Origin of the sequence: Morganella sp. TYF_1, from assembly GCF_043105645.1 — a bacterium.
Lineage (GTDB): Bacteria > Pseudomonadota > Gammaproteobacteria > Enterobacterales > Enterobacteriaceae > Morganella > Morganella morganii_B.
In genome coordinates this window covers 214,307-238,984 of the sequence record NZ_JBICLU010000027.1, presented here as the reverse complement: position 1 = coordinate 238,984, position 24,678 = coordinate 214,307, and the positions used below count along the sequence as shown (strand labels likewise).

Sequence of the window (24,678 nt, the reverse complement as noted above, 5' to 3'; positions counted from 1 at the left end):
ACCGGAAACCCGTCGTGATCATAGCGCAAAAAATGAGAAATCCTGACCGGAATTATCCTTAAGTGTATTTATCTGTCCGCCATGAGGTATGATAACTCCCCTGTTTGTTCCGGCCGGGGAAAGGACAATGGCCATTATCACAACACTGATCACCGGTGCCTTAACCGGGCTGATTATCAGCACCACCGGTGTCGGCGGCGGGGTGATAGTGCTGCCAATCCTGACGTATCTCTACGGCATGAATGCCCTGATGGCTGTCGCCACCGCCAATCTTCTCTCCATGCTGATGAAAGTCGCCTCTTCCTGGCTGCACTACAAGCTCGGTAATATTCCGCTGCGGCGCGCCATGATTGTGCTGGGCATTATGCTGCCCGCCACCTTCGGTGCCAGTCTGCTGGTGACATGGCTTGCCTCGGTACCGGCCTGGCAGGACATCACGGAAAAGGGTATTAATCTGCTGGTCGTGGCGGCGATCCTGTTTTCATTGTGGCTGTTTATTCAGCGGATGTTTTTCCCGCCGCCGTTACCGGCGGATACGGCTGAAACCACAATGTCAGTGCGGGAGTTACTGCTGCCGGGGATCACCGCCGGTGTGGTGCTGGGAGCAACGGGTGTCGGCGGCGGGATTGTGGTACTGCCGATGCTGCTGCGCTATGCAAAGATGGATATCCGTCAGGCGATCGGCACCTCTATTTTTGTCACCACCCTGCTCTCCGGCTCATCGGCTATTGCCTATATGCAGGACGGGCATACCGATGTTCGTCTGGCGTTGTGGCTGTTTGCCGGTTCCCTGCTCAGTATGCCGCTGACCAAAATTCTGCTCACGCGGATGCCGGATCGCGCTTTTCAGTATGCCACGCTGATCCTTATCCTGTGCAGCGCCGTGATGATGACACTGAATCTGTTCTAAACCGTCACCACACCCTGCGCCTGTAACGCCTCAGCGAGGCGGCGGATGCCGTCAGTGAGTTTCTCTGCCGGATAGGCGGCAAACCCGAACAATACCCCCTCCTGCGGTGCATCCGGGCGGCAGTAACGCGATAAGGGCTGCATGCCCATGCCGCACTGACGCCCCGCCCGGATCACCGTCTGTGCCGGGATACCGTTTTTCATCCGGCATAACAGGTGAATTCCCGAGTCACTCGGCACAATATCCAGCAGCGCAGGAAGATACTGACTGATAGCATCCGTCACCGCCTGCCGCCGCTCATAACAGGCTTTGCGCACCCGGCGGACATGGCGCGCATAATGTCCTTCATTAATAAAGCGGGCCAGCGTGGCCTGTTCCAGATAACCACAGCCGGTATCCGCATAGTATTTTGTTACCTCAAAGGCAGGAATAAGGGCTTTCGGCACGACGAGAAATCCCAGCCGGAAGGCAGGATAGAGCATTTTGGAAAATGTTCCCGCATAAATCACCCGCTGATGCCTGTCCAGCCCCTGCAATGCCTGAAGCGGGCGGTCGGCATAACGGAACTCACCGTTATAGTCATCTTCCAGGATCCAGACATGGTGCTTCGCCGCCCAGGATAGCAGTGCCGATCGCCGGGCCAGGCTGAGTGTGCCACCGCCGGGAAACTGATGTGACGGTGCGGTGAATACCAGTTTCGCGTCCGGCCAGCGGCGCAGGCCGTCATACACATCCATGCCCTCTTCATCCGCACGTACCGGACGCACTGTCAGCCGCTGTGATAAAAACGCCCCGCGCGCACCGTCATAACCCGGATCATCCAGCCAGACCTCATCCCCGGGCTGCAACAATGTCTGCACCGTCAGGTTAATCGCCTGCTGGGTGCCGTTGACAATCAGGATCTGATCCTCATCACACTGCAATCCGCGGGTGGCACGGACATAATGACAAATTGCCCGGCGCAGCGGCGGGTAGCCGTGCGGTTCACTGTGCGCATGCAATGCGTAACGGGACTGACGCCAGACACGGCCGAGCAGCCGCCCCCAGACATCATGCGGAAACAGATCCACACATCCGGTACCGACCATAAACAATGCATCAGACGGCGCACCGGATGCAACGCGCTGCGACAGCAATGTTTCTGCCAGCGGGCTGATATTGGCGGTCACCAGCTCCCCGGCCTCATCCGCCGGGGATACTACCGGTCCGCTGATGGCGTGATCCGGCAGATTATCCGCCACAAAGGTCCCCGCGCCGCGCCGGGTGACAAGATAGCCCTCATCCTGCAGTCGCTCAAACCCGGCTATCACCGAGTTACGGGAAATACCCATCATTTCCGCCAGCGCCCGTCCGGATGGCACTTTACTGCCCGCATGCAGGCGACCGCTGAGGATCGCCTCACGCAGAGCGTGATACACCTGATCTTTGATGATCCCGTTACCAGTCAGTAATTCGGGAAACGCTGCCGTACCGGATTTTCGCATAGTTACCTTCCGGAAAAGTGGATCTGTTAAAAATACAAAAAGTGTATCTTATAAAGAACCAAAATAACACGTACTCTTCACATCACGGAAAACGCGCGTTTTCTTCACAACAGCAGAATAATGAGGGAAACACCATGAATAATACAATGACATCATCCGCTTTGGATCTGGTGACAGTGGCGCCTGCCACACAGAATGATTATGCAGGCTGGCTGCCGCACTGGCTGGCCTATCAGGAATTTTATAACGTCAGTTTTCCGGAAGCGGTCACGCTGACCAGCTGGTCACGTTTCTTTGATGAAAAAGAACCCGTGTTCTGCGCCGTGGCGCGGATGAACGGCAACGTCATCGGGTTTGTGCATTATCTCTATCACCGCTCCACCTGGGCGGAAAAAGAGTTTTGTTACCTGGAAGATCTGTATGTGGATCCGTCTGTACGCGGTCAGCATATCGGTAAGCAGCTGATTGAGTTTGTACAGCAGCAGGCACTGGCACGCCCGTGCGGCCGCCTCTACTGGCACACCCATAAAGACAATACCCGTGGTCAGCGTCTGTATGACTGGGTGGCAAATAAATCCGGTGCTATCGAATATATTATGCCGCTGAAATAGCAGCCGTAATATCCGGTGAAAAAGACCCGCAAAGGGTCTTTTTTAGTTTTCTTTATCTTCGGTCCGGCTGCCCGGTGCTTTTCCGCTGATGTCCGTGACCGCTCTGATATTAATAACAAACGGTTTAAACGCGAATTTTTTATAACGCTGCAATACATACCAGATGCGGAAAAAACGGGAATCACTGTACCGTTTCATATCTGCGGTACTCAGCCCGAAATGTCCCTGAAGCTGATAACTCAGTTGTGCGGTGAAGTGGTTATTTTTGATGTGAAGAGAATCCAGGGTGATTTCTGTTGCCCAGGTATCATTGAGCATCACCGGCGTTCCCTTTTTCAGATCCTGCCAGCGGTTACAGGCCGGAAACAGTGTTTTATTCAGCCCTTCCCGGAGCAGGTGCCGTAAATCAGCCCCGTCGCGGATCTTCACGCCCTGCCAGTCAATCTGTGCACCAATGATTTTCTTCACTGCCGCCTGCATCGGATTCAGTGCATCCTGATCCAGAATCGTGTCGCGGAAAGCATAATCCAGTGCACGATCACGATACGGCCTGCCATTGGCATTCTGCATATGGGTGATCAGTTTTTTCAGCACCCCCGGATAACCGCCGGACCAGGTGAATTGTGAGGATAACTGCCGCATCTCATCAAACAGTATCCGGCTGGTCGCTTTCGCGCCGAGATTAAAAACCTGCGGCGTGTAGTCTCGTCCCATCAGCAGCGGATGACTGCCTGCTTCCGGTTTCCGCATGGTCCAGGGATCCACCTGCGCGGAGACATCATGCAGCCGCAACAGGTCACGTAGCTGAAGTAAGTCAAAATCACCGCTGCGCATATCGTCCGGACGGTAATCATCCCGGCGGCGCGGCGACTGACAGATTAATAACGGAAATGATAGTGTTGTCATTCTTTCCCTGAATAATCGCTGCATTTTATTTATGCTGTGATTATTTTACCATCAGCCGCCGGAAAGATCCCTGCCGTCAGTCTGAAAGCGGAAAAGATAGAAAAAAGGCCCGTTTCCGGGCCTTCAGGGGGATGATCAGTTCTTAAAGGAACTGATAAACGAGAGGTACTCTTCTTTACTCATCAGCGGCTTATATTCCGCCATCAGGGCTTCCGCACCGGCGGCATCATCAAACAGCAAATCAATAATTGTCATTGCCATCATCTGAGCCGGACGGATATAGGCCATATCGTCATCAAAAACGACATAATCTTTACCGTGCAGCCCGCCGCGCACTGAACCAATCCACGGATGACTGACCGGCATGATGTGGGACAGATCCCCGGTGTCAGTACTGCCGGTCATATGCTCGGCAACCCAGACGTTTTCATCACCAATCAGACCTTCCGCATTCTGCTGTAACAGATCATTCAGTACGGCGTTGTTATACAGCGGCAGATAACCCGGTAAATCTTTCACTTCCACTTCCGCCCCGACAGACATGGCACCCGCCACCAGCGCACGGGTAATGCGCTCATTGGCATCGATCATCGCCGGTACGTTTGAGGCACGGACATAACTTTCCATGCGCACATCGCTCGGGGTCACGTTGACCAGATCTCCGCCCTGGGTGATGATCGGATGGAAACGGATATAATCTTTCTCCTGAAAGGTTTCACGGATAGCATTCACACCCATGATACCCATCATTGCCGCATTCAGGGCGTTAATCCCCATATGCGGTGCCGCCGCAGCATGTGCCGGTTTGCCTTTGTAATTAATCAGCTTACCGATAAAGCCGTTGGTGGTGGTGGAGATTTCAATAAATCCGTTGTCACGCTCAGGTTTGACGCTGGTCAGGTGGATCTGCATTGCCATATCCACATCATCAAACTCACCGAGGGAAATCAGCTCCGGCTTACCGCCGATATAACTGATTTTGCCTTGTTCGATCAGCTTGTTGCGGTAAGCAAGCTCGACATATTCCTCGGCCGGAACGGCGAAGGGCACCACATCCCCCGCCAGATAGTCCATTGCCCCGGAATCCACCAGCCCCATGGTGACCGCCATCATATTGGCAATCTGCGCATTGTGACCGCAGCAGTGTGCCGCACCGGTCTGGTCGTCCGCATCAGGGTGTTCAGCACAGATAATGGCATCCAGCTCACCGATCACCGCGACACTGCGTTTACTGCCTTTTCCGCCTTTCAGACGGGCCTTGACCCCGGTGAGCGCCAGCTGATTACGGTAGCTGACACCCAGAGAATCAAATGCTGCTTCGACTTTTTTCGCTGTGCGGGTCTCTTTATAACCCAGCTCAGGCTCTGCCCAGATATTCTCTGCCAGTTTTTTAATGTCAACCTTGCGGGCAGCAATCGCTTCGCAGACTTTGGCTTTCAGTTGTTCTTTGGTCATTGTCATGCTGAATATTTCCCTCTGATCAGATAACGCCACTCCAGGAGAGCGTCAGTTGGCCGATAAGTGCGGCAAATAAGAATGTCCCGGAGAATACCGCCAGTGATACCGGGATAATGCGCCATGAAATCGCTTTGAATTTATCGATATCTTTACCCAGTGAAAGACCCGCAAAGGCCAGTACGGTGGTACTGATAACCGCGATAGAGACTTTACCGGTCATGGCAATCATTTCTTTGTCATACGGGAACAGCGGTGAACACAGACCGGCGGCAATCAGGGAAACCCAGAAGATCACCGGCAGTTTGCCTAACGGCGGGATCATCGCAATCAGGTATGCCGCAAAGGACATACCGCCCAGCAGTGTCATTGCCAGCAATGTATCGCTGAACACCTGTCCGAACTCGCCGCGGCCGTACATTGACCCGCCGACAGCATCACCAAGTGCGGTAAAGAACACCACCAGAACCAGGATTATGGCTATTTCTGTCATCTTTTTCATGATTAGTTATCCTTATTCAGTATCCGCAGACGCCGTTGCACGTTTTCTTTTCAGCTTGTTGTACAGATAAGACGCAAACGGTAAGGAGAAGAAAATATAGATGTACAGACCTAACACAGAAGACATCAGGTTCGCGGAAGACGAGAACGCCTGAATATCCGCAGCCTGGTCAGGATAAAGTTCCAGCAGAGGCGCAACCGCCGCCGCCAGCATAGAACCGCTGCCGACACCCGCCCCCATCGCCAGAGCGAGCGGACTGAGAATATCCAGACCGGCGATCACACTGGCGAGGATCCCCATCCAGACAGCGCCGTACAGCGTACCGCAGATGTACATTGCCATAACACCGCGGCCTTCCGGCGAACTTAAGCCGTATTTGGCTTCGATGATAGCAATGTTCGGCTCACGGCCGACAGAATAGGTGGCACCGACCGCTTCACGACCCATGCCTAACATAATCGCCAGCGGCAGACCCAGCATGATGGTACCGATAAAGTGGCCCACTTCCTGCAGAACCAGCGCACCACCAGCCTGAATGATTTTTTCCCAGGAGGCCCCGACGGAAGTACTCAGCTTGGCGATCAGGATCACCAGTGCCACACTCATGATAGAGGTCGCATGCGCCATGTTCTTTTCGTTGAGGATTTTAAATTTCGGAAAACTGACAATACCACCCATCAGCATGGAGTAGAGCATCGGAAAAACCATCACCAGACTGATTTTAATTTGCCCTATCGCTTCCGCAAGAAGAATGATAAATAAGCTGACCAAAAGCAACTTACTATCTTTTAATATATCCATAGTGTTACCTTTATAGGAATTGTTATTGAGAATTACTCATGTTTATTTATATAAAAACGTACCCTTTCCATATTCATACTACCTGCGGGACTGTTTTCCTGACAATATTCCGAAAATTCCTTAGCCATGCCTTTTAGGCATGCCATAGATTAATAAATTAATATTTATTGATTAACCTTGTCGCAACTACTTATTTCGGGTTACTAATTAATAGATAAGTATATAAATTTCAATGTGATACGAAATGCTATAATTTTGTGAAAAACATTATTTGATAAGTGGCATTGGTTTTAATTAAAATAAAAAGAGTAATATTCAAATAAGCCAATAATGTGAAGCGGCTCCTGTTTTTTTAATTTTCGGATATGATTATTTTAATGAGAATGATTTTATATAATGATGAAAACCCCGTTTTAATACTGAATTTATTCAATCATCACCGGGATGAACACCTTATTACACCTTCTTATCACTGTTATGGCAAAATATTTGACTGGCAGTAAAAAATCATCATTGTAACGGATAACATGAATAAATCAGATATAGATCACATTATTTCATCAATATAGAGACAGGTCACAATATTGACTATTCACTCGCTCCCCGATACAGAAATCCGGAAAACGGCGTTGTACTAAACGGGTTTCATCCGCAGAGGTATCTCCGGCAGGCTGTTTTTCAGACAAATGCAGAAAACGCAGATAAAAGCAGTAAAACTGACCGGTAAACATCTCATCATGTTGCGTAATTGTTTCTTTTTTGTGAGTGACTTATCCGGCAGGAAACCTGTTTCATCGTGTCTCAAAAATATTTTGCACCTGCTCACACATAATTACTTAAAAAACACATCGGTATCAGAGTATATCCGTATATAAGCATAGCGGATAATAAATAAAATTTACTTAATTGTGACGTAGGTTACAGTCTTGTCCGGGATAGCGTAACTCTCTTTTTCAGGGTGAATATGGAGTATGACAAGCATCACAAAACCCGTGAATGACAAATAAAACTGTAGAATCTGTTTTTAATAACAATCAATAACGCTCCATAATTAATTATTAATATAGAACTAACCGCTAAAACTAATCACTTTTGTATTTGATTAAAATCAAACAGGTTTTGTAAATAGTGATTATCTCCGGATATGAACATAATAAGATTGATATTCGTAGTTAAACGTAGACCATCATGATAACTAAATGTACTTTATCGCTATAAATAGCGATTAATGAAGCATACTAAAAAGGCACTCAGTTTTTGATACCAGGCAATTCACTGTTTTTTAGTCGAATCCATGAAAGGATTTTGTTCATCTTCAATATATAATCTCACTTCCTTTCTGTGCAATGATATTTAAATTTAAATGTTATCGTAATATAAAAAACAGCAGCTAACTCCGTATAATTGACACTCTAATAAACAATTATGATAATACTGCGGTATCTAAAAAATATTGTTCATAATTATTATTAAATAATTTCGAATTATAAATAACGGAATTATTTATTTAATTATAGAAATAAAACAGATTATTCTTAAATATTGACGAATACCCCTGATAAAGGAAATAACATGAAACTTCAGAAAGTATTACTCTCAGTTGTACTGGGATCTTTATTTGTTGCAGGTACGGCTATGGCAGAAGATCCGGTACAGCCGCCGGAAGTAAAAAGCGGTCTCGGAACTGTACATTTCAAAGGCTTTATTAATAACGTGCCTTGCTCTATCGACAGTAAATTCCTGGATCAGACCGTTGATTTCGGTGAAATCAGCCGTAACGAACTGACCACCGGTACTTACCGTACAGATAGCAAAACATTTAATATCGAACTGAAAAACTGTGATACCAGCACGTATAAAACAGCGCAGATTCAATTCACTGCACCCACCGTTGAACTGAAAGACGGCACGGCAACATCCAAATATGTTGGTCTGGGATCAATCCAGAATGCCGGTATCGCACTGACAGACAGCGCCGGTAAAGCTATTGAGCTGGGCTCACGTTTCCCTGCTGAAAAATACACCCTGAACGGAGGCCGTGATCAAATCACTCCGCTGAACTTTGCTGCGTATGTGAAAGGTAACCAGTCTGCCGTTGCCGGTGAACAGGCAACTACCGGTCACTTCGATACCCCGGTTAACTTCCAGATTTTCTATCAATAACAGAATAGTGACTGAATAGTTTTTGTTTAATATATGCAGTGGTCTGCAAGGACAGCTCCCGCCACTGCATAATAAATTAGCGGCGGCTGGCATATCTCATGAAGCTCAGAACAACAATTAAAATAATAACAGCTTCTGTGGTTGCAGCGATTCAGATAAATACCGCATTTGCGGAAGAAGCCGTTAACTTTAATACATCCTTTTTAGATGCAGACAGTCAGGAAATTGATTTCTCCAAATTCAGCCGGGCTAATTATGTTATGCCGGGTACGTATCTTCTGGCTACAAAACTGAATAATAATGTTATTACCAGTGATGAAAATATTCTTTTTTACGTTCCGGATTATGATCCGGAAATAACCGTTCCCTGTATTACCCCTGAATTATTTTCACAGCTTGCCATGAAAGAAGAGTGGCAGAATAAAGCCGGCTGGACAGAGCAGGATAAATTACAGTGTCTTGATATCCGCACCATTCCTGATATGCAGGCAACGGGTGATATCGCAGGTAATAAACTCAATATCCTGATCCCTCAGGCCTATATGGCTTACAGCGATCCGTCATGGGATCCGCCGGAGCGCTGGGATGACGGTATCGCCGGATTTTTATTCGACTATAACGCCACCGCCACGTACAGCAAATACCAGCCCGGCAGTGATAACGATAAAAGCAGCAAAACGGATGTTGTCAGCTACGGTGATACCGGCGTCAATCTCGGCGCATGGCGTGTGCGTGCAGAATGGCAGGCAACCGGCGGCGACAGTGCGGAACACTCAAAACGCTGGCGCTGGAACCAGATCTACGCTTATCGCGCTATCCGCGATCTCAGTGCCCGTCTGATGTTCGGTGAACAGTATCTGACCTCCGAACTGTTTGAAAGCTTCCGCTACATCGGCCTCAGCATGGAAACCGATGAAAATATGTTTCCGCCGCTGCTGCGCGGTTATGCGCCGGAAGTTGCCGGGGTTGCCCGCACCAACGCCACGGTAATTATCCGCCAGGGCGAACGTATCATTTATCAGGAGCAGGTCAGTAAAGGCCCGTTCCGTATCCGTGACATGAACTACATCGGTGACGGCACACTGAATGTCACCATTAAAGAACAGGATGGCAGCGAACAGCATTTCACCATCGAAACATCCCGCCTGTCGATGCTGACCCGCCCCGGCCAGTTCCTGTTTAAACTGGCAGCGGGTAAACCGCTGTCAGATGATCACAAAACCGAAGGCCCGGATTTCGGAACAGGGAGTTTTTCCTGGGGGATGAACAACAACACCACGCTGTTCGGCGGCGTGCTGGCGGCAACGGATTACCAGAACGTATCATTCGGTATAGGCCGGGATATTGCACCGTTCGGGGTATTTTCCGCGAAAATCTCCTATTCCCGCGCGGATATGGGGAATGTTGCCGGCAAACAAAATAAAACAGGCGGTTCTTACAGTATCACCTATTCCAAAGAATTCGATGCCATTAACAGTCAGCTGACCTTCGCCGGTTACCGCTTCTCGGAGCGGGATTACATGACCATGAACCAGTTTGTCGATCTGCGCTACCGCGGCGGTAATACCGACAGCAGTAAAGAGATGTATAACATCATCTTTAATAAAGTGTTCCCGTCTCTGCGCATGAACGTTTATCTGAACTACAGCCATCAGACATTCTGGAACAAACCAAGCATCAACAACTACAGTATGACCCTCTCCCGCAACTTTGACTGGGGAGAGAAAAAGAACCTCAGTATGAGTATGTCAGCCTACCGGACAGAATCGGATTCGACAAAAGATAACGGCATCTACGCCAGTCTCTCTGTTCCGCTCGACGACAATAAAGGCATGTTCAGCTACAGCGGCAGTTACAATAAGAACTCTCACAGTAATAACGTTAACTATTACTCTGATATTGATAACTCGAGTAACTATTCACTGTCTGCCGGTGAAGGCGACGGTAAAGTCAATCTGGCCGGTTTCTATACCAATGAAGGAGGGAATAACTACCTTTCACTGAGCGGAACCTATATTCAGGATAATGTGATGACAGTATCCGGTCAGTCACGCGGCGGCTTTACCCTGACCCGTGAAGGCGCGGCATTCCACCGCAGCGGCAACAGTATGGCTCCGCGCATTCTGGTGGATACCAGCGGCACACCGGATATTGATGTGCGCGGTACCGGCAAAGCGGTACGGACCAATAGCTTCGGCAAAGCGATTATCCCGACCGCGACAGCCTACTCGCGCGGTCAGCTGTCTCTTGATCTCGATGCCATGCCGGATAATGCCGAAGCGCTGACATCCGTACAGCAGGCAACATTAACCTCCGGGGCGATCGGTTACCGGAAATTTAATGTTGTCGAAGGCTATAAAATCATGGGTATTATTGCTATGAATGATAATACTTATCCGCCATTCGGCGCCTCTGTCATGAATGACAAAAATGCGGAGATCGGCATTGTTGCTGATAACGGTTCAGCTTACCTGACCGGGATACAATCGGGCCAGACGCTGACGGTGGCCTGGAACGGGCAGACACAATGTACTGTCCGGATCCCGGAAATAAAGGATGATAACGTTCAGTTTACTATGCTGCTGCCATGCCAGTAAATCCGGCAGCACCGGTTTGTATTTAACAGAATTAACAGATAAATCCGTAAGGAACCCTGACATGAGAAAAGTGACCACCTTATTCTGCGCCGCACTGACCACCCTGGCTGCCATTCCGGTAACCGCAGGAGCCGCCATCGCACTCGACAGAACCCGTGTTATTTATAACGAAGGTGATAAAGCCGTGCCGCTGACGGTCACCAATGAACACCTCAGCAAACCGTATCTGGCGCAGTCCTGGATTGAGAACAGCACCGGACAGAAAATCACATCACCGGTATTTGTTACTCCGCCGGTGCAGCGGATTGAGCCTAACAGCAAAAGCCAGATTAAAGTGCAGCTCTCTCCGGAAGCCACCTCACTACCGGCTGACCGTGAATCGGTCTTTTATCTGAACGTCCGCGAGATTCCGCCGGCTGTTGAGAAAAGTAACGTGCTGCAAATCGCCCTGCAAACCAAGATCAAGCTGTTCTACCGTCCGAAAGCCATTCAGGTTCAGGAGCGGATGGAAAAAATCGCCGGTGCGGATGGCATCCGTCTGTCACAGAACGGCGGGCAGTACACCATTGAAAACACCACGCCATACCATCTGTCGGTCACCCGTCTGGATGCCACCGGCGGAAAAGAAGTGAAATTTGAGCCGCTGATGGTATCACCGAAAGCCTCCGCATCCTTCAGTGCTCCGGCGCTGGGTAATGCGCCGGTTGTTTATTACGTCAATGACTACGGTGATACCAAACCCCTGAAATTCAGCTGTGCCGGAAGCAGCTGTACCGTGCAGTCAGACAGCAAATAATGAACAGGAGGAACCGCCGATGACACTGACCATGCTTTTCCGTACCGGCTGCGCGGCACTGTTGTGCCTGCCGCTGATGGTCTCCGGCGGTTCTTACACCTATATCGATGTGTATGTCCGCGGGGAAATATTTATCGCACCCTGCAAAATTAATCAGGGCGATAATATCCTGATTGATTTTAAGGATGTCTCCACCACCCGGATAGACAACGACAATTACCGTGAAAAACTGGATTACCGGATAGCGTGTCAGGATAACCGCACCCGTGCCATGAAGCTGTATATCACCGGCACCTCTTCTTCCGTCGATTCCCGCTATCTTTCCACCAGCGTCAGTGATCTGGCGGTGAAATTTCTGGCAGATGACAAGCTGATGCCGCTGAATGAAAAAATAACTATTCAGTATCCGGTACAACCCGACATTATGGTTGTCCTGGCAAAGAAACCGGCAGTAAAACTGCCCGCCGGTGAATTCAATGCCACGGCCACTATCCATATCGATTATGAATAAGGAATTGTGATGCGACATTTAATCGCACCCCTGATGCTGTCCTGCCTTGCTCTGCCGGTATATGCCGCTACAGGGGTAGCACACAGTTCTGCTGAAATCCGGATCACCGGAAGGCTTCAGCCGCCGCCGCCCTGTAAAGTGAATAATAATGAAGAAATCCTGGTGGATTTTCAGCGCATCCAGATAAAAACACTGGAAAAATCAGACATCCGCAAAGAGGTGGACATCCCCTTTGTCTGTGAGCAGGACTCAGAGAATTTCAAATATTTCCTCACCGTTGACGGGCCGCGGGCACAGTTCAATAACAAACTGGTGAAAACCAATCAGAACAATCTGGGCTTTACCGCTGAACTTGCCGGGGTAAAACTGGATTTAGGCAAAGCACATCCGGTAAACAGCCGCAATCTGACATTAACCATTGTGCTGACCAAAAACCCGGACGGGGACGTCACGCCCGGCGCTTTCAGCGGCACCGGCACTGTGACAATGGAGTATTTCTGATGAACCGCCCTGCTGCTTTCAGTCTGTTATTCAGCGGCGCGCTGGCATTCTCCGCCGCCTTTATCCCGGCAAGCCATGCTGCCGATAATCTGCGGGTGACAGGGGAACTGTTTAACGACCCCTGTACGCTGCTGCCGGAAAATAAAGATTTGGTCGTGGATTTCAGTGATGTTTCCCTGCCGGATTTGTATGAGGGGGTTGAGGTCCGAAAATCATTCTCTCTGATCCTGTCTGATTGTGATACCACAGATATGAACCGCTTTAAGGTTAAATTCACCGGAACCGGCACCCCGGATATGCCGTCCTATCTCGCACTGGATCCGTCCAGTGACGCAGGCGGGTTTTCTATCGGCGTGCGGACAGACAATATTCCGCTGATCCCGCTGAATCAGTTTTCCAACGCCATGACCATTGCCGGCAACGGCGAAAACAACATCCGTTTTACCGCGTTTCTGCAGGTTGATCCGAAAGCAAAAGCCGATAAAACCATTAAGTACGGCGCGTTTAATTCCACCGCGTTTCTGACTATCGATTATTTCTGAGGCCGGTATGACCAGGATCTTCCGTTATATCAGTGTGCTGATCACACTCTTTTTATTTACACTGCCCGCGCAGGCAACGCTGTACAGCTACATTCTCCGGTCGGAAGGCAAGCCGAAGGATATCGATTATTACTACCGGATTACCGCCTGGACGCCGCCGCCGGCAGGCAGCGTGCATCCTTGTGTGAAAGTGGGTCTGACAAAAAAATGTTACGCCAATATTAATCACCGCCACACAAACGCAGACCGGGGCGGTATATCCTCCCGTAATAACAGCGAATTTCAGGGGCGCTGCCGGAATATGAACCTGATGACACTGCCGGATGCTAACGCCGTTTATAACTATATATATAATACCTGTTTCGGCGGACTGCCGTTTGACGGTGAAACCAATCACAAAGGTGATGTTATCCGTAACGAATGCGTAACCCTCTTTTTAACCAGCAGCCCGACCGCCGGTAACGGTTATATGTATCCGGATTCTGTCTGCGGCGTGGCACCACCACCGGGCGGTATTTGCAGTTTTACTGCTGACTATCCGAGCGCCATTCTCGATCACGGCCGGATTCCGGATAATGAAATTAACGGTGACCAGGCCAGCCAGTACCTGAGAATGAAATGCAGCAAAGATGCCACCGTCCGGATTTACTCGGTGAGTGATACAGAATCCCGCCTGAAGCTGAAAAATAACCTCTACAGCAAACTGACACTGAACGGCTATCCGCTGAACGCGTCCGGTGGTGGTGTGCCTGTTTTTGTGCGCGGGGATTATGAAGCAAACGCACTGCTGAAAAGCACACTGGAAACCACCGGGCCGGTGGAAGCAGGGCCTTTTATCGGTAATATATCCATTATTATGACCATTGACTGATCGTCTTTACGCGCCGGTATGCCAGTACCGGCGCTTTTCCTCCCGCCGCCCTTTTCGTGTAGAATAGCCGTACTTTTCACCACCACCGCAGGGCTTCCATGAAGAATGTCGATTATAAATCACTGAGATTGCTGGATCTGATTATCAAAGAGCAGGGATTCGAGAAAGCCTCAGCGAAACTCTTTATCACGCAGTCTGCGGTGTCCCAACGGGTAAAACAGCTGGAAAATCAGGTGGGTTCCCTGCTGCTGACACGCACCGTGCCGCCGAAACCGACCGAACTCGGGCAAAAGCTGCTGGGTCTGCTGTACCACGTTGATTTAATTGAACATGACGCTTTTGATAATGAAAGCGGCAACCACGTGGTCACTATTCCGATCTCCATTAACGCCGACTCCCTCGCGACCTGGTTTTTATCCGCTATCAAGCCGATCCTGGATGATCGCGCCATTCGTCTGGATATTAAGGTGGATGATGAGAGCCGCACACTCGACTATCTGCTCAAAGGGGAGGCGGTCGGCGCGATCAGTATGCAGCCGCTGCCGGCTGTCGGCGGTACCTGTGATTATCTGGGGGCGATGGATTATATTTTTGTCTCGAGCCCGGCCTTTGCGGAAAAATATTTCAGCAAAGGGGTAACCAAAGAGACTCTGCTGCGGGCACCGGTGGTGTCATTTAACCATTCGTCAGATATGCACCATATCTTTTTGCAGGAGTATTTCCGTTTAACGCCGGGAAGCCTGAACAGCCATATTGTGCCGTCATCAGAGGCCTATATCCAGCTGGTACTGCAAAATTCCGCCTGCTGTATGATTGCGGAACATCAGATTAAACATGAGCTTGAATCCGGACGGATGATTAATCTGGTGCCGGAACTGGTGCAGCAAAAACAGCTTTACTGGCACCGTTACCAGCCGGAATCCGGCACATTACAGCGGATTTCACAGGCCATCATTACTAACGCCAAAGATTATCTGACCCAATCCCCGGTGACCGCCTGAGCGGCGGCCACCGCAGGATCTGACGGAATTACAGAGATTGCCCGGCAGAGCCGAACAGACGCATCCGCTCTTCCACCCGCTCCGCGACCGGCTGTAATCCCTTCATAATCACTTTGCGCGGGTCGTTGATATCATGCGCACCCTGCTGTTCAAACTGCTCTTTCACGGACAGGCACCACGCGTACATATTTTCCGTATTAACGTTGATTTTCGCCGTACCGAGTGAAATCGCTTTCTTCATATCTTCATCAGAAATACCGGTTCCGCCGTGCAGTACCAGCGGCACTTTCACCAGTTGCGCGATATGCTGCATTTCCGCAAAGCCAAGCTTCGCTTTGCCTTTATACAGCCCGTGTGTCGAGCCTAGCGCCGCTGCCAGGCAATCCACCCCGGTTTCTTCCACCAGTTTCTGACACTCTGCCGGGTCCGCATAAATCACGTGAGAATTCACAATGCCGTCCTCACTGCCCGCGATAGTGCCCAGCTCTGCTTCCACTGACACACCACGGCGGTGCGCGTAAGTCACCAGACGTTTGGTTATTGCCAGGTTTTCGGCAAACGGCATATGTGAACCGTCGAACATCACGGAGCTGAAACCGGCTTTAATGGCCGCTTCGCAGGCTTCATAAGACTGACCGTGATCCAGATGCAGTGCCACCGGCACATCTATTTCCAGAAACTCCATCGCATTCACCACAATATCGTGAATACATTTCAGCCCGAGCATATGTTTTATGGTCCCGCCGGAGACACCTAAAATAACCGGGGAACGCAGTTGCTGTGCAACTTTTAATACTGTTCCTGTCCACTCCAGGTTATTAATATTAAACTGACCGACGGCGTACTGGCGTGCAAAAGCACGATTGAGCATATTCTCCATCGAAACTAACATCGGATTTCCCCTTGTTGGCGTATAACCGGAATTGAATTAAAAATCAGAATTTAATCAAAACCAGAATTAATCAAAATAATGTTTCAGATTTCTTTCGTATTTATTCACCGCATTATGGACATCCGCCAAATCCGGCATTGATTCGCGCACCCCTTTTTTCTCAATTGAGATGGCTGCTGACAGGCTGGCAAATAAAATAATATTCTCAATATGCCAGTTATAATGAACCCCGTACGTAAATGCGCCATGGAATATATCACCGGCACCGGTGGTATCAATCGCATTACAAATAAATGCCGGTGATATTGTCAGCATTCCGTTTTGCAGATACGCACAGCCTTTTTCACCCAGCGTAATAAATGCCTCACCCCGGGCCAGTTTATTCAGTTCCGTTAATGCCGTTTTTAACTGAATATCGGTGGTGAATTTATCAATCTCAATCAGATCACGGGCAAAGTTTTCACTGGCGACCAGATAATCGGTATATTTTGCCAGATTTAAATTGCTTTCCCGCAGTGACCCCGCGTCCATCACGACGCGGGCATCAGGCAGACGGGTCAGAATATATTCACTCAGCTCCGGTTCATGACCATCAATTAATACCGTGATGACTTCCCCTTTATCCTCCTGTGTCAGGCGGGTAATCAGCTCATCAATTTTCAGTTTCTCTTCAAATGTCATACGCGGCGGAGAGACCAGTTTGCGCGTAATAATTGTCCGGGAACCATTTAACTGATTCACTAATACAGATGCCAGCGGTGTGATCATTTCATCGTTAAAAATAACGTAATCGGTATTCACACCCACATCATGAAACTCATCAATAATTTTCTGACCATAGATATCGTGGTTAAGGTGTCCGGTAAAATAAATATCCTCACCCCACAATCCCAGTAACCATGCCGCATTGGCACAGGGTCCGCCGCCGCTTTCAATAAAATCGCCGGAGAAATTTTTGGTGTTCTCCTCCGGCCAGCGGTTAAGGAAGAAGAACTGGTCGAAGCAGGATAAACCGACAGAAATTACTGCCATAACAACTCCTTAAATCCTTTCGTCAGTATCATGTTTACTTATGTGCACGGTCTTTTTCCATTAATTCGTCATAGCTCAGGGTATCACCCACCACTTTGACGGATTTAAAGGCAAACGGCGCCAGTAATGCCAGAACCAGAACAAAACAAATCAGGTAAATCGCAATCTGACCGAAGTGAGTAAAGGCTTCACCGATAACAATGCCCCACACCGCGAAGTCAAAATCTGCAAAGGTACTGTTTTCGAAGCCCAGGTTACCCAGCGCCGGTAACAGCATGGCCGGTAAGAAGGCGAGGAAAATACCGCCGATAAAGGACGCGATAATACAGCCTTTTTTGCCGCCCAGTTTGTCTGCGAATACACCGGATGTACCGCCGCAGAAGAAGTGCGGCACCATGCCCGGGATAATCAGCGCCATACCCAGCCCACCGAGCATCAGCATGCCGACAAGACCGCCGATAAAGGAGCTGATAAAGCCGATCACCACCGCTGTCGGGCTGAAGGTAAAGAAGACCGCACAGTCAACAGCCGGAATTGAATTCGGGATCAGTTTCTGGCTGATACCCTGAAACGCAGGCACGAGGTCACCCAGGATTAAGCGCACACCGCTGTAAACAATCGCCACACCCACCGCGAACTGCAGACCGGTCAGGATGGAGAAGATCACCATATTCTGCTCAGTGATAGTGCTGATATAAGCGGAACCGGCAACGATGCTGCACACCAGATAAATCACGACCATCACAATACCGGTCGTTACGGTGGTATCGCGCAGGAAGCCCCATTTTTCAGAGATTTCAGTATCCGCAAATGAGTTTTCCGCTTTACCGACTTTCGCCGCAATCCAGGCAGACAGGTAATAACCGAGGGAACCAAAGTGCCCCATGGCAATACCGCCGTCTTCCGTTACGCGTTTGGTGTAACGCTGTCCGATCGCCGGTGAAATAGCAGACCAGGCACCCAGCAGGAAACCGCCGATAATCACCATTTCCCAACCTTTGAAATGCGCGGCCTGTAATACCGCCGAGAATAAGCAGGCTAAAAAGAAAGAGTGGTGACCGGTTAAAAAGATATATTTATATTTGGTAAAACGGGCAATCGCCAGGTTGAAAATAAAGCCGAGTAATAAAATACTCATGGTTTCCACACCCAGTAATTTCTGGGCAACAGACACAATCGCTTCGTTATTCGGAATAACGCCCCGGATATTAAAACCGGCTTCAATAATACCGCCGAGCGGATTCAGGTTTGCCACAATAACGCCGGCACCTGCACTCAGCATTAAATAACCGAGGATCGGTTTTAATGTCCCGGTTAATAATTTATTGACCGGTGACCGTAATGCCAGTAACCCCACCAGGGAGATAATCCCCATAAGAAAGGCAGGCTGACTGAATATCTCAGTCAGGAATGAGAGAATATAAGCCATAATTTAATTCCTGTAACAAGAATGAACTATCAGGACTGACTCAGTTTCAGTAAAGCGTCTTTAATATCTTCCGCAATTTTAGCTTTATGCACATAACTGCGGATCACGGCAACTTCACACTGCGGCGGAAATTGTGATGCCAGCTCTTTAATCGTGACATACAGATCCGCTTTCTCACCCACGGCATTGGCAAAATCCACTGAAGCCACATCGGCTTTTATGCCCATCTCCTCACAAATTTTTTTCACGTTATTGGCGGCCATTAATGAGCTGCCGATACCATTGCCGCACACTGTTCTTATTTTAATCATGCTGTCCTCTCTATCGACGTCCGGATAAACTGTAAAATCTGTTCTTTGTTATTCTCTTTTACAAACTCAGTAATATTATTTTCAATCAGATCAGCCACGGTCTGAATCAGATGAATATGGGTATCTGAATCTGTCGCGCTGATAGCAATAATGACATTGACCGGATCAAACTCCTCATGATGAAACACCAGTGGTGTACCGGTCACCACCACGGAGAACGCGGTTTTTAATGCCCCTTTTTCCGGTCTCGCATGCGGCATCGCCACCCCGGTATCCAGCACAATCACCGGCCCAAACTCATGATATACGCGGATCATTTCCTCAATATAATCAGGGGTACAGGCACCTGATTTTTGCAGTAACTCACCGGCATAGCGGATGCCTTCTTCCGGAGAGGCAAAATTCTGATTCAGGGATAACAGCCCGCTCTCAAAATGAATATCCAAAACCGAACTCCTGATGTGATTTTTTCTTATTTTAAAGATGGCTTATTTACGCCTAAATAAATAGCGACGAAGATCACATTCCGGTTTTAAGAATGTGAGGATGATCTCGTTTGCCTGAAATAGCGCTTTATCGTGTAAAGCAAAAAATATTTCTTTTAATTCAATTAATTACTTTTTACAGAAAATTTCGCTGTTTTTATTTTCCGGGCTGAATATGTGGCCTGAGTCATATTTTCACTGGTGAAAATAAGATGTTCATCACATTTTTGAGGGTACTGAGTTGTCACTTTGCGGGGCAGATCAAATTAAGGGATAAAATTGATTTCTTTTTAACCGGTGATAAAAAAAGAAGCCCGGCAACACTGTTTTTTGTGCCGGGCTTCTGTGCTGTTTTTGCTGATAAACGGATAATTACTGCATCGTCACCCAGAACGTTCCGGTGCCGCTGACAGCCGTAAACCGCTGATGAAATGACACCATTTCCGCCTGCGGATTCAGGTCACTGAATGCCTGCGGATGGAAAAACGCGGCCAGTGCCTCGGCGGCAAAAATATTCAGCGGGCTGTTGTAGAAATTATGGTAAACCGCCATCACGCGCTGTGATTTCACCGCCTCCAGCGAAGATAATCCCCGGCGGTTCATCAGCGCATTCATCTCTTTGTGCGCCGGTTCTGCCGGTGCGCCGTAGCCGAGCGTGACCGCCTCTGAACGGCGGTTATACTGTTTCCAGTCCGCGCCGGTCAGCACATAGAACTGCGGGTTGAGATGCAGGATATTTTCAATGCTGCTTTCCGCACCGTTTGCCGGCATCGTGTCACGCACCAGGTTATCACCCCCCGCAATCTCCGCCAGTTCACCGAATCCGGTACGTCCGTATAAACGGCAGCAGTCATTGCCGAATAATCCGGCGTTGCTTTCAATCAGCACGGACGGTTTTTGTTCCGGCAAACGCTGACGCAGTGCAGCCAGTTTAAGCCGGTAGTATTCCGAAAATTCCGCGGCCCGCCCTTCGGTTTCAAACAGCGTGCCGATAAGCTGAATACTTTTCGGGGTGTTCTCTGTCATGTCACTGCGGAAATCGATAAAAATCACCGGGATGCCCGCCGCTTCCAGTTGCGGCAGCAGGTTCGAGCTTTTCATCAGCCCGTAGGACGATTTGTGCATCAGTACCGCATCCGGTGACAGCGCCAGCAGGTTTTCGGTTGTAAAGGTCCCGTCTTTGCTTTTCGGCAGAACCGGTAACCGCGCCAGTTCCGGCACGGCCTCCAGGTATGCCGCTTCCAGATCCGGCGCATAATGCGCCAGGGTATCACTCCATCCGCTGAGAGAGGAAAAGTGGGTTTTTCCCGCCGCAATATCCACCGCCAGAATGTCACGGGCATCCGCAAGAAACAGCCGTTTGACCGGCGTATTCACCGCCACTGACCGTCCCTGTAAATCGGTGACAATTTGCGTCTGAGCACGGGCTCCCATGCTCAGCAGCAGCGTCATCATCAATAGGAATATACGCATAAAACGGGCCTCAGAATGTCACCAGATAATTCAGTGCGAATGTGCGCCCGCGCCCTTTATAGCTGTATAAGTCCGGTGCGCCGTACGCCGGGCTGTACAGGATAGGTGCGCGCTGTCCCCACACGGTGGTGTAATCTTTATCCAGCAGGTTTTCGACCGCAAAACTGACCTTACCGACCGGTAACTGATAGCTGCCGAGGAAATCGACGGTGTTATATCCGTCCAGTTTCTCCCCGTCCGCATCGGTCAGGCTGAAGGATTGCTGGCTTTGCAGACGCAGTGTCCAGTCTGACGGCTCCCAGGCCACATACGCGGTGACTTTTGACGGGCTGGCAAACTTAACACTCCATTTTTTCCACTGGTCGCCCGCTTTGGTCTCGGATTTGATCAGATTGAAATTGGTGCCGACACGCCAGTCAGTATCTGCGATCGCGTAATCCGCTGCCCCTTCCACGCCGTAGATCCGGCGTTTGTCATCTTTCAGGAAGATAGTCATATCTTTCTTATTGATGTCGTAGCTGCTGTCAGACAGTGAATAGTATGCCGCCAGCTGGGTTTGCAGGCTGTCCCCGGTGTAACGCCAGCCCAGCTCGAAGGAATTGACCTTGATACCTTTTACCCGCGTATCATTGATGTTCACACTGTTGAGCAGCGGATAATGACCATTGACCGGCGAACCGTAAGTGCCGGTACCGTAGAATTTGGCGATATCGGGAATTTCAAAGCCCTGGGAGAAATTAAACCAGGTCTGTTGTGTGTCGGTCAGGTTGAGCAGCACCCCGGCATTAAATAACAGGTTGTTGTAATCCGTTTCCCCGCCCGGTACCGCATCCGCTGAAGTGGCTTTGCCTTCCGCAATCAGCTGTTGCTGCTGATAACCGACAAAATCATCCACTTTATTTTTCGTGTACTGATAACGCACACCGCCGCTCAGGGTCACCAGCGGGTTGATGTCATAACTGCTTTGCAGAAACGCCGCCATCGTGGTGGTGGTGTAACCCGGATAACGCCCGGTGTTATAGGCGGAATCCAGTGTCAGTCCGTTACTTTCTTTGGCTTTTTGCAGATTAAAGAATTTCTGATTGGCACTGAATTTTTCATGCTCAGCATCCGCACCGTACGTCAGTGTCAGATTATCCAGCGGCTTGCTGTTAAAGGTGACTTTACCGCCGTAGAAATCGGTTTTCTGCTCTGATGCACTGATACTGCTGACGACATAATCCGGCTTTTTACCGCCCAGCGCCGGGAACGGATAGAAGGTCTGGGTTTCATCACGATAATACGCCTGAGCTACCAGATCCTGTCCCAACAGATCACTGTTGCTGTATTGCAGGTTCACCATATGGCGTTTGGTGCCCGGAATACGGTCAGAATCCAGCTTATCACTGTTATGCGCCGTGCCTTTCCCTAAGACGGCCGCAAAATCTTTACCGAGATCGATCCCGTGTTTGCCGTCAGATTCACTGTTGTAATACTGCGCCATCAGTTCCAGCGACTGATGCTCATCAATCATCAGTGTCCCGGAGCCCATCACATCCAGGCGGTCAGAATACTGAAGTCCGGTCTGGGTGTTATCGATCAGGATTTCGCGGCCTTTACCGTCATACCAGCCGCCGTAACGCTGATAAGCCACGGATAAACGCCCGTAAGCCTGATCATTACCACCGCTGACAGCTGCCGCCACATTTTCATCATGATCCGAACCGTTGCGGAACCCGCTTTTGCCGCCGATCTGAACTTCAACCTGTTTTTCTTCCTGACCTTTTTTGGTCACGATATTAATCAGACCACCGCTGCTGCCGCCGCCATACAGGGAGGTCGCACCGGAAATCACCTCAATATGATTGATATTGAACGGATCAATTGAATCCAGCTGACGGCTGTCACTGCGTGATGAATTCAGGCGCACGCCATCCACCATCACAATCATTGAGCGCCCGCGCATATTCATGCCGTAGTTTGTCCGGCCCTGACCGCTGACACTCATCCCCGGGATCAGCTGCGCCAGGATATCTTTCAGCTCTTTGCCGCCTTCCGCCTGCTGTGCAATATCCGCATTATCAATGACCCAGGTGGTCTGGGCCATTTCAGACACTGTCCGGTAGCTGCGCGAAGCAGAGACCACTATCGGTTCGCCGGAATCGGCAGAGGTTGCCGCCAGAACCTCCGGCGTGGTTAACAGGGTCAGGCAGGGTGTCAGTAGACAAAGGGAGCGGATGCGCATTGGTATCTTTCCTGTGAAGATCAAAAAAGTTTATTATCAGGCTGCTGATAATATTGACTGAGAATGATTATCACAAGAAGAAATATTTTCCATTTGCTTTCTGTATTTGGTTTTCAGGGAGTGACTATTCACTGTGATTATGCCGTTTTCCTATTCCCGGGCCAGCGCAATTCCGGTAATGGCTCCCTGCTGATAAATAACTTTTTTCCGTCCATCTGACAAATTCACTTTATAAATGCAGCCGGAAAGATCAGCGACATACGCGAGATCATCATCTGTGTTCATCGCCAGACCGATTGCTTCCCGGAACCCCCGGGCGATAACCCGGTGATTATGCAGCCCCGATTCGTTAAAATCCGCCACATTCAGGCTGTTACCATCCGGCGGAGCCCCGCGGTCTGTCCAATATAATCTGCCGTTCTGTAAATCAAGGCTCAGATCGATAGGTTCCGGTAACCCGGATAACAACACCGACATATCTGCTTCATTCATTTCGTTGCCGTCACTGAATTTATCCAGACTCAACCGGAAAATTCGGCCTTGTCCGCCTTTTGATGCCCCTTTTTGAGTCCAGTACAGGTCATTATTGGATGTATCAACGGCGATGCCTACACACTGGTCAGCAATATCCGCGACAGTGCTGCCCGCAGAACGTCTGCTGACAATTGTCTGTATGTTTTCGCCTTTGGTTGTACAACGCATCACAGCACCACCTTCACGATCACACCAGTACAACTCCTGCCGGGAACGATGTAAAAACAGTTGTTTTCCGGTCATAAATATACCCGGCGGTATCAGTAACTGCGGATTTTCCCCCCGCAACCCGCAACGTCCGACAGCACCGTCTTTTTTCGTAAATGGCGCGTCTCCCATGTTTGTCCAGTAAATAACCCGGTTTTCCGTATCTGCCACAATACCGTCGAGCATTCCGGGTACCGGTCCCATAATCACTGTCTGCGAAAAATCCTGCAGATCCAGCCGGATAATCTTATTTCCTTCCGTTTGCAAAAAGTACAGTACTGACTGTGTCATCATGTTTACCCCTCAGAGAAAACAACGGTAAAATTACCGAATCACCTTACCTGATATTTCATTATTGCGGGTTAATGAAAGATATAGCAGCTATCGTTTTTTTAGTAACACAATAACTGCCGCTGCTGTTTCCCGGAGCCCCGGGCAGT

At 49.4% G+C, this 24,678-nt stretch carries 23 protein-coding genes; 10 read left to right on the top strand and 13 right to left on the bottom strand.

Going from position 1 to position 24,678, the window contains the following annotated elements:
* Positions 1-127: 127 nt before the first annotated feature.
* Positions 128-910, top strand: a complete 783-nt coding sequence (locus ACF8OF_RS19740; protein WP_279798659.1) for a sulfite exporter TauE/SafE family protein — start codon at positions 128-130, stop codon at positions 908-910.
* Here ACF8OF_RS19740 and ACF8OF_RS19735 read toward each other — a convergent pair.
* Positions 907-2,394 (bottom strand): PLP-dependent aminotransferase family protein, encoded by a 1,488-nt coding sequence (locus ACF8OF_RS19735; protein WP_392496661.1) that lies wholly within the window; start codon positions 2,392-2,394, stop codon positions 907-909. The two genes, ACF8OF_RS19740 and ACF8OF_RS19735, sit on opposite strands and share 4 nt — an antisense overlap.
* Positions 2,395-2,528: 134 nt before the next feature.
* On the opposite strand from ACF8OF_RS19735, the gene ACF8OF_RS19730 reads away from it, so the two are divergent.
* Complete coding sequence (locus tag ACF8OF_RS19730; RefSeq protein WP_392496660.1) at positions 2,529-3,005, top strand: GNAT family N-acetyltransferase; 477 nt, start codon at positions 2,529-2,531, stop codon at positions 3,003-3,005.
* Between the two features lie 42 nt (positions 3,006-3,047).
* Here ACF8OF_RS19730 and ACF8OF_RS19725 read toward each other — a convergent pair whose 3' ends face one another.
* The 4 genes from ACF8OF_RS19725 to ACF8OF_RS19710 form a co-directional block, all read right to left on the bottom strand.
* Positions 3,048-3,911: a DUF3289 family protein gene (locus ACF8OF_RS19725; protein ID WP_274371202.1), complete on the bottom strand. Its 864-nt coding sequence runs from the start codon at positions 3,909-3,911 to the stop codon at positions 3,048-3,050.
* 135 nt (positions 3,912-4,046) lie between these two features.
* A complete protein-coding gene (locus ACF8OF_RS19720; RefSeq protein WP_392496659.1) occupies positions 4,047-5,372 on the bottom strand; it encodes an amidohydrolase in 1,326 nt (441 codons plus the stop codon).
* A 19-nt stretch (positions 5,373-5,391) separates the two neighbouring features.
* Positions 5,392-5,868, bottom strand: coding sequence for a hypothetical protein (locus tag ACF8OF_RS19715; protein WP_004241148.1), 477 nt, complete (start codon positions 5,866-5,868; stop codon positions 5,392-5,394).
* Between the two features lie 12 nt (positions 5,869-5,880).
* Complete coding sequence (locus ACF8OF_RS19710) at positions 5,881-6,669, bottom strand: DUF3100 domain-containing protein (RefSeq protein WP_262861397.1); 789 nt, start codon at positions 6,667-6,669, stop codon at positions 5,881-5,883.
* Positions 6,670-8,241: 1,572 nt separating this feature from the next.
* On the opposite strand from ACF8OF_RS19710, the gene ACF8OF_RS19705 reads away from it, so the two are divergent.
* The 8 genes from ACF8OF_RS19705 (at position 8,242) to ACF8OF_RS19670 (ending at position 15,651) form a co-directional block, all read left to right on the top strand.
* Positions 8,242-8,832: a fimbrial protein gene (locus tag ACF8OF_RS19705; RefSeq protein ID WP_262883388.1), complete on the top strand. Its 591-nt coding sequence runs from the start codon at positions 8,242-8,244 to the stop codon at positions 8,830-8,832.
* A gap of 98 nt (positions 8,833-8,930) precedes the next feature.
* Positions 8,931-11,429 (top strand): fimbria/pilus outer membrane usher protein, encoded by a 2,499-nt coding sequence (locus ACF8OF_RS19700; RefSeq protein ID WP_392496658.1) that lies wholly within the window; start codon positions 8,931-8,933, stop codon positions 11,427-11,429.
* A 61-nt stretch (positions 11,430-11,490) separates the two neighbouring features.
* A complete protein-coding gene (locus tag ACF8OF_RS19695; protein WP_392496657.1) occupies positions 11,491-12,225 on the top strand; it encodes a molecular chaperone in 735 nt (244 codons plus the stop codon).
* A gap of 19 nt (positions 12,226-12,244) precedes the next feature.
* Entirely contained in the window at positions 12,245-12,736 is a 492-nt protein-coding gene (locus tag ACF8OF_RS19690; protein WP_262883385.1) for a fimbrial protein, read from the top strand.
* Between the two features lie 9 nt (positions 12,737-12,745).
* The gene (locus ACF8OF_RS19685; RefSeq protein WP_262868059.1) at positions 12,746-13,237 is read left to right on the top strand and encodes a fimbrial protein; all 492 of its coding nucleotides are present in this window, start codon (positions 12,746-12,748) and stop codon (positions 13,235-13,237) included.
* Positions 13,237-13,779, top strand: a complete 543-nt coding sequence (locus ACF8OF_RS19680) for a fimbrial protein (protein WP_392496655.1) — start codon at positions 13,237-13,239, stop codon at positions 13,777-13,779. The genes ACF8OF_RS19685 and ACF8OF_RS19680 overlap by 1 nt, the downstream gene beginning before the upstream one ends.
* Before the next feature lie 7 nt (positions 13,780-13,786).
* The gene (locus ACF8OF_RS19675; RefSeq protein WP_279798674.1) at positions 13,787-14,650 is read left to right on the top strand and encodes an MrfJ; all 864 of its coding nucleotides are present in this window, start codon (positions 13,787-13,789) and stop codon (positions 14,648-14,650) included.
* Between the two features lie 98 nt (positions 14,651-14,748).
* Complete coding sequence (locus tag ACF8OF_RS19670) at positions 14,749-15,651, top strand: LysR family transcriptional regulator ArgP (RefSeq protein ID WP_262861119.1); 903 nt, start codon at positions 14,749-14,751, stop codon at positions 15,649-15,651.
* A gap of 28 nt (positions 15,652-15,679) precedes the next feature.
* Here ACF8OF_RS19670 and fba read toward each other — a convergent pair whose 3' ends face one another.
* From fba to ACF8OF_RS19630, 8 genes are all read right to left on the bottom strand, one after another.
* Positions 15,680-16,543, bottom strand: a complete 864-nt coding sequence (fba, locus tag ACF8OF_RS19665) for a class II fructose-1,6-bisphosphate aldolase (RefSeq protein ID WP_004241136.1) — start codon at positions 16,541-16,543, stop codon at positions 15,680-15,682.
* 66 nt (positions 16,544-16,609) lie between these two features.
* Entirely contained in the window at positions 16,610-17,575 is a 966-nt protein-coding gene (locus tag ACF8OF_RS19660; RefSeq protein ID WP_004234690.1) for a carbohydrate kinase family protein, read from the bottom strand.
* A gap of 34 nt (positions 17,576-17,609) precedes the next feature.
* Positions 17,610-19,004, bottom strand: coding sequence for a PTS ascorbate transporter subunit IIC (locus tag ACF8OF_RS19655; RefSeq protein WP_262861120.1), 1,395 nt, complete (start codon positions 19,002-19,004; stop codon positions 17,610-17,612).
* 29 nt (positions 19,005-19,033) lie between these two features.
* Positions 19,034-19,315, bottom strand: coding sequence for a PTS sugar transporter subunit IIB (locus tag ACF8OF_RS19650; RefSeq protein ID WP_004234686.1), 282 nt, complete (start codon positions 19,313-19,315; stop codon positions 19,034-19,036).
* Entirely contained in the window at positions 19,312-19,761 is a 450-nt protein-coding gene (locus tag ACF8OF_RS19645; RefSeq protein ID WP_004234684.1) for a PTS sugar transporter subunit IIA, read from the bottom strand. Before ACF8OF_RS19645 ends, ACF8OF_RS19650 begins: the two co-directional genes overlap by 4 nt.
* A 411-nt stretch (positions 19,762-20,172) precedes the next feature.
* Complete coding sequence (locus ACF8OF_RS19640; protein ID WP_392496652.1) at positions 20,173-21,273, bottom strand: ABC transporter substrate-binding protein; 1,101 nt, start codon at positions 21,271-21,273, stop codon at positions 20,173-20,175.
* Between the two features lie 10 nt (positions 21,274-21,283).
* A complete protein-coding gene (locus tag ACF8OF_RS19635) occupies positions 21,284-23,497 on the bottom strand; it encodes a TonB-dependent siderophore receptor (RefSeq protein WP_392496651.1) in 2,214 nt (737 codons plus the stop codon).
* A gap of 150 nt (positions 23,498-23,647) precedes the next feature.
* Positions 23,648-24,532: a hypothetical protein gene (locus ACF8OF_RS19630; RefSeq protein WP_392496650.1), complete on the bottom strand. Its 885-nt coding sequence runs from the start codon at positions 24,530-24,532 to the stop codon at positions 23,648-23,650.
* Positions 24,533-24,678: the final 146 nt, after the last annotated feature.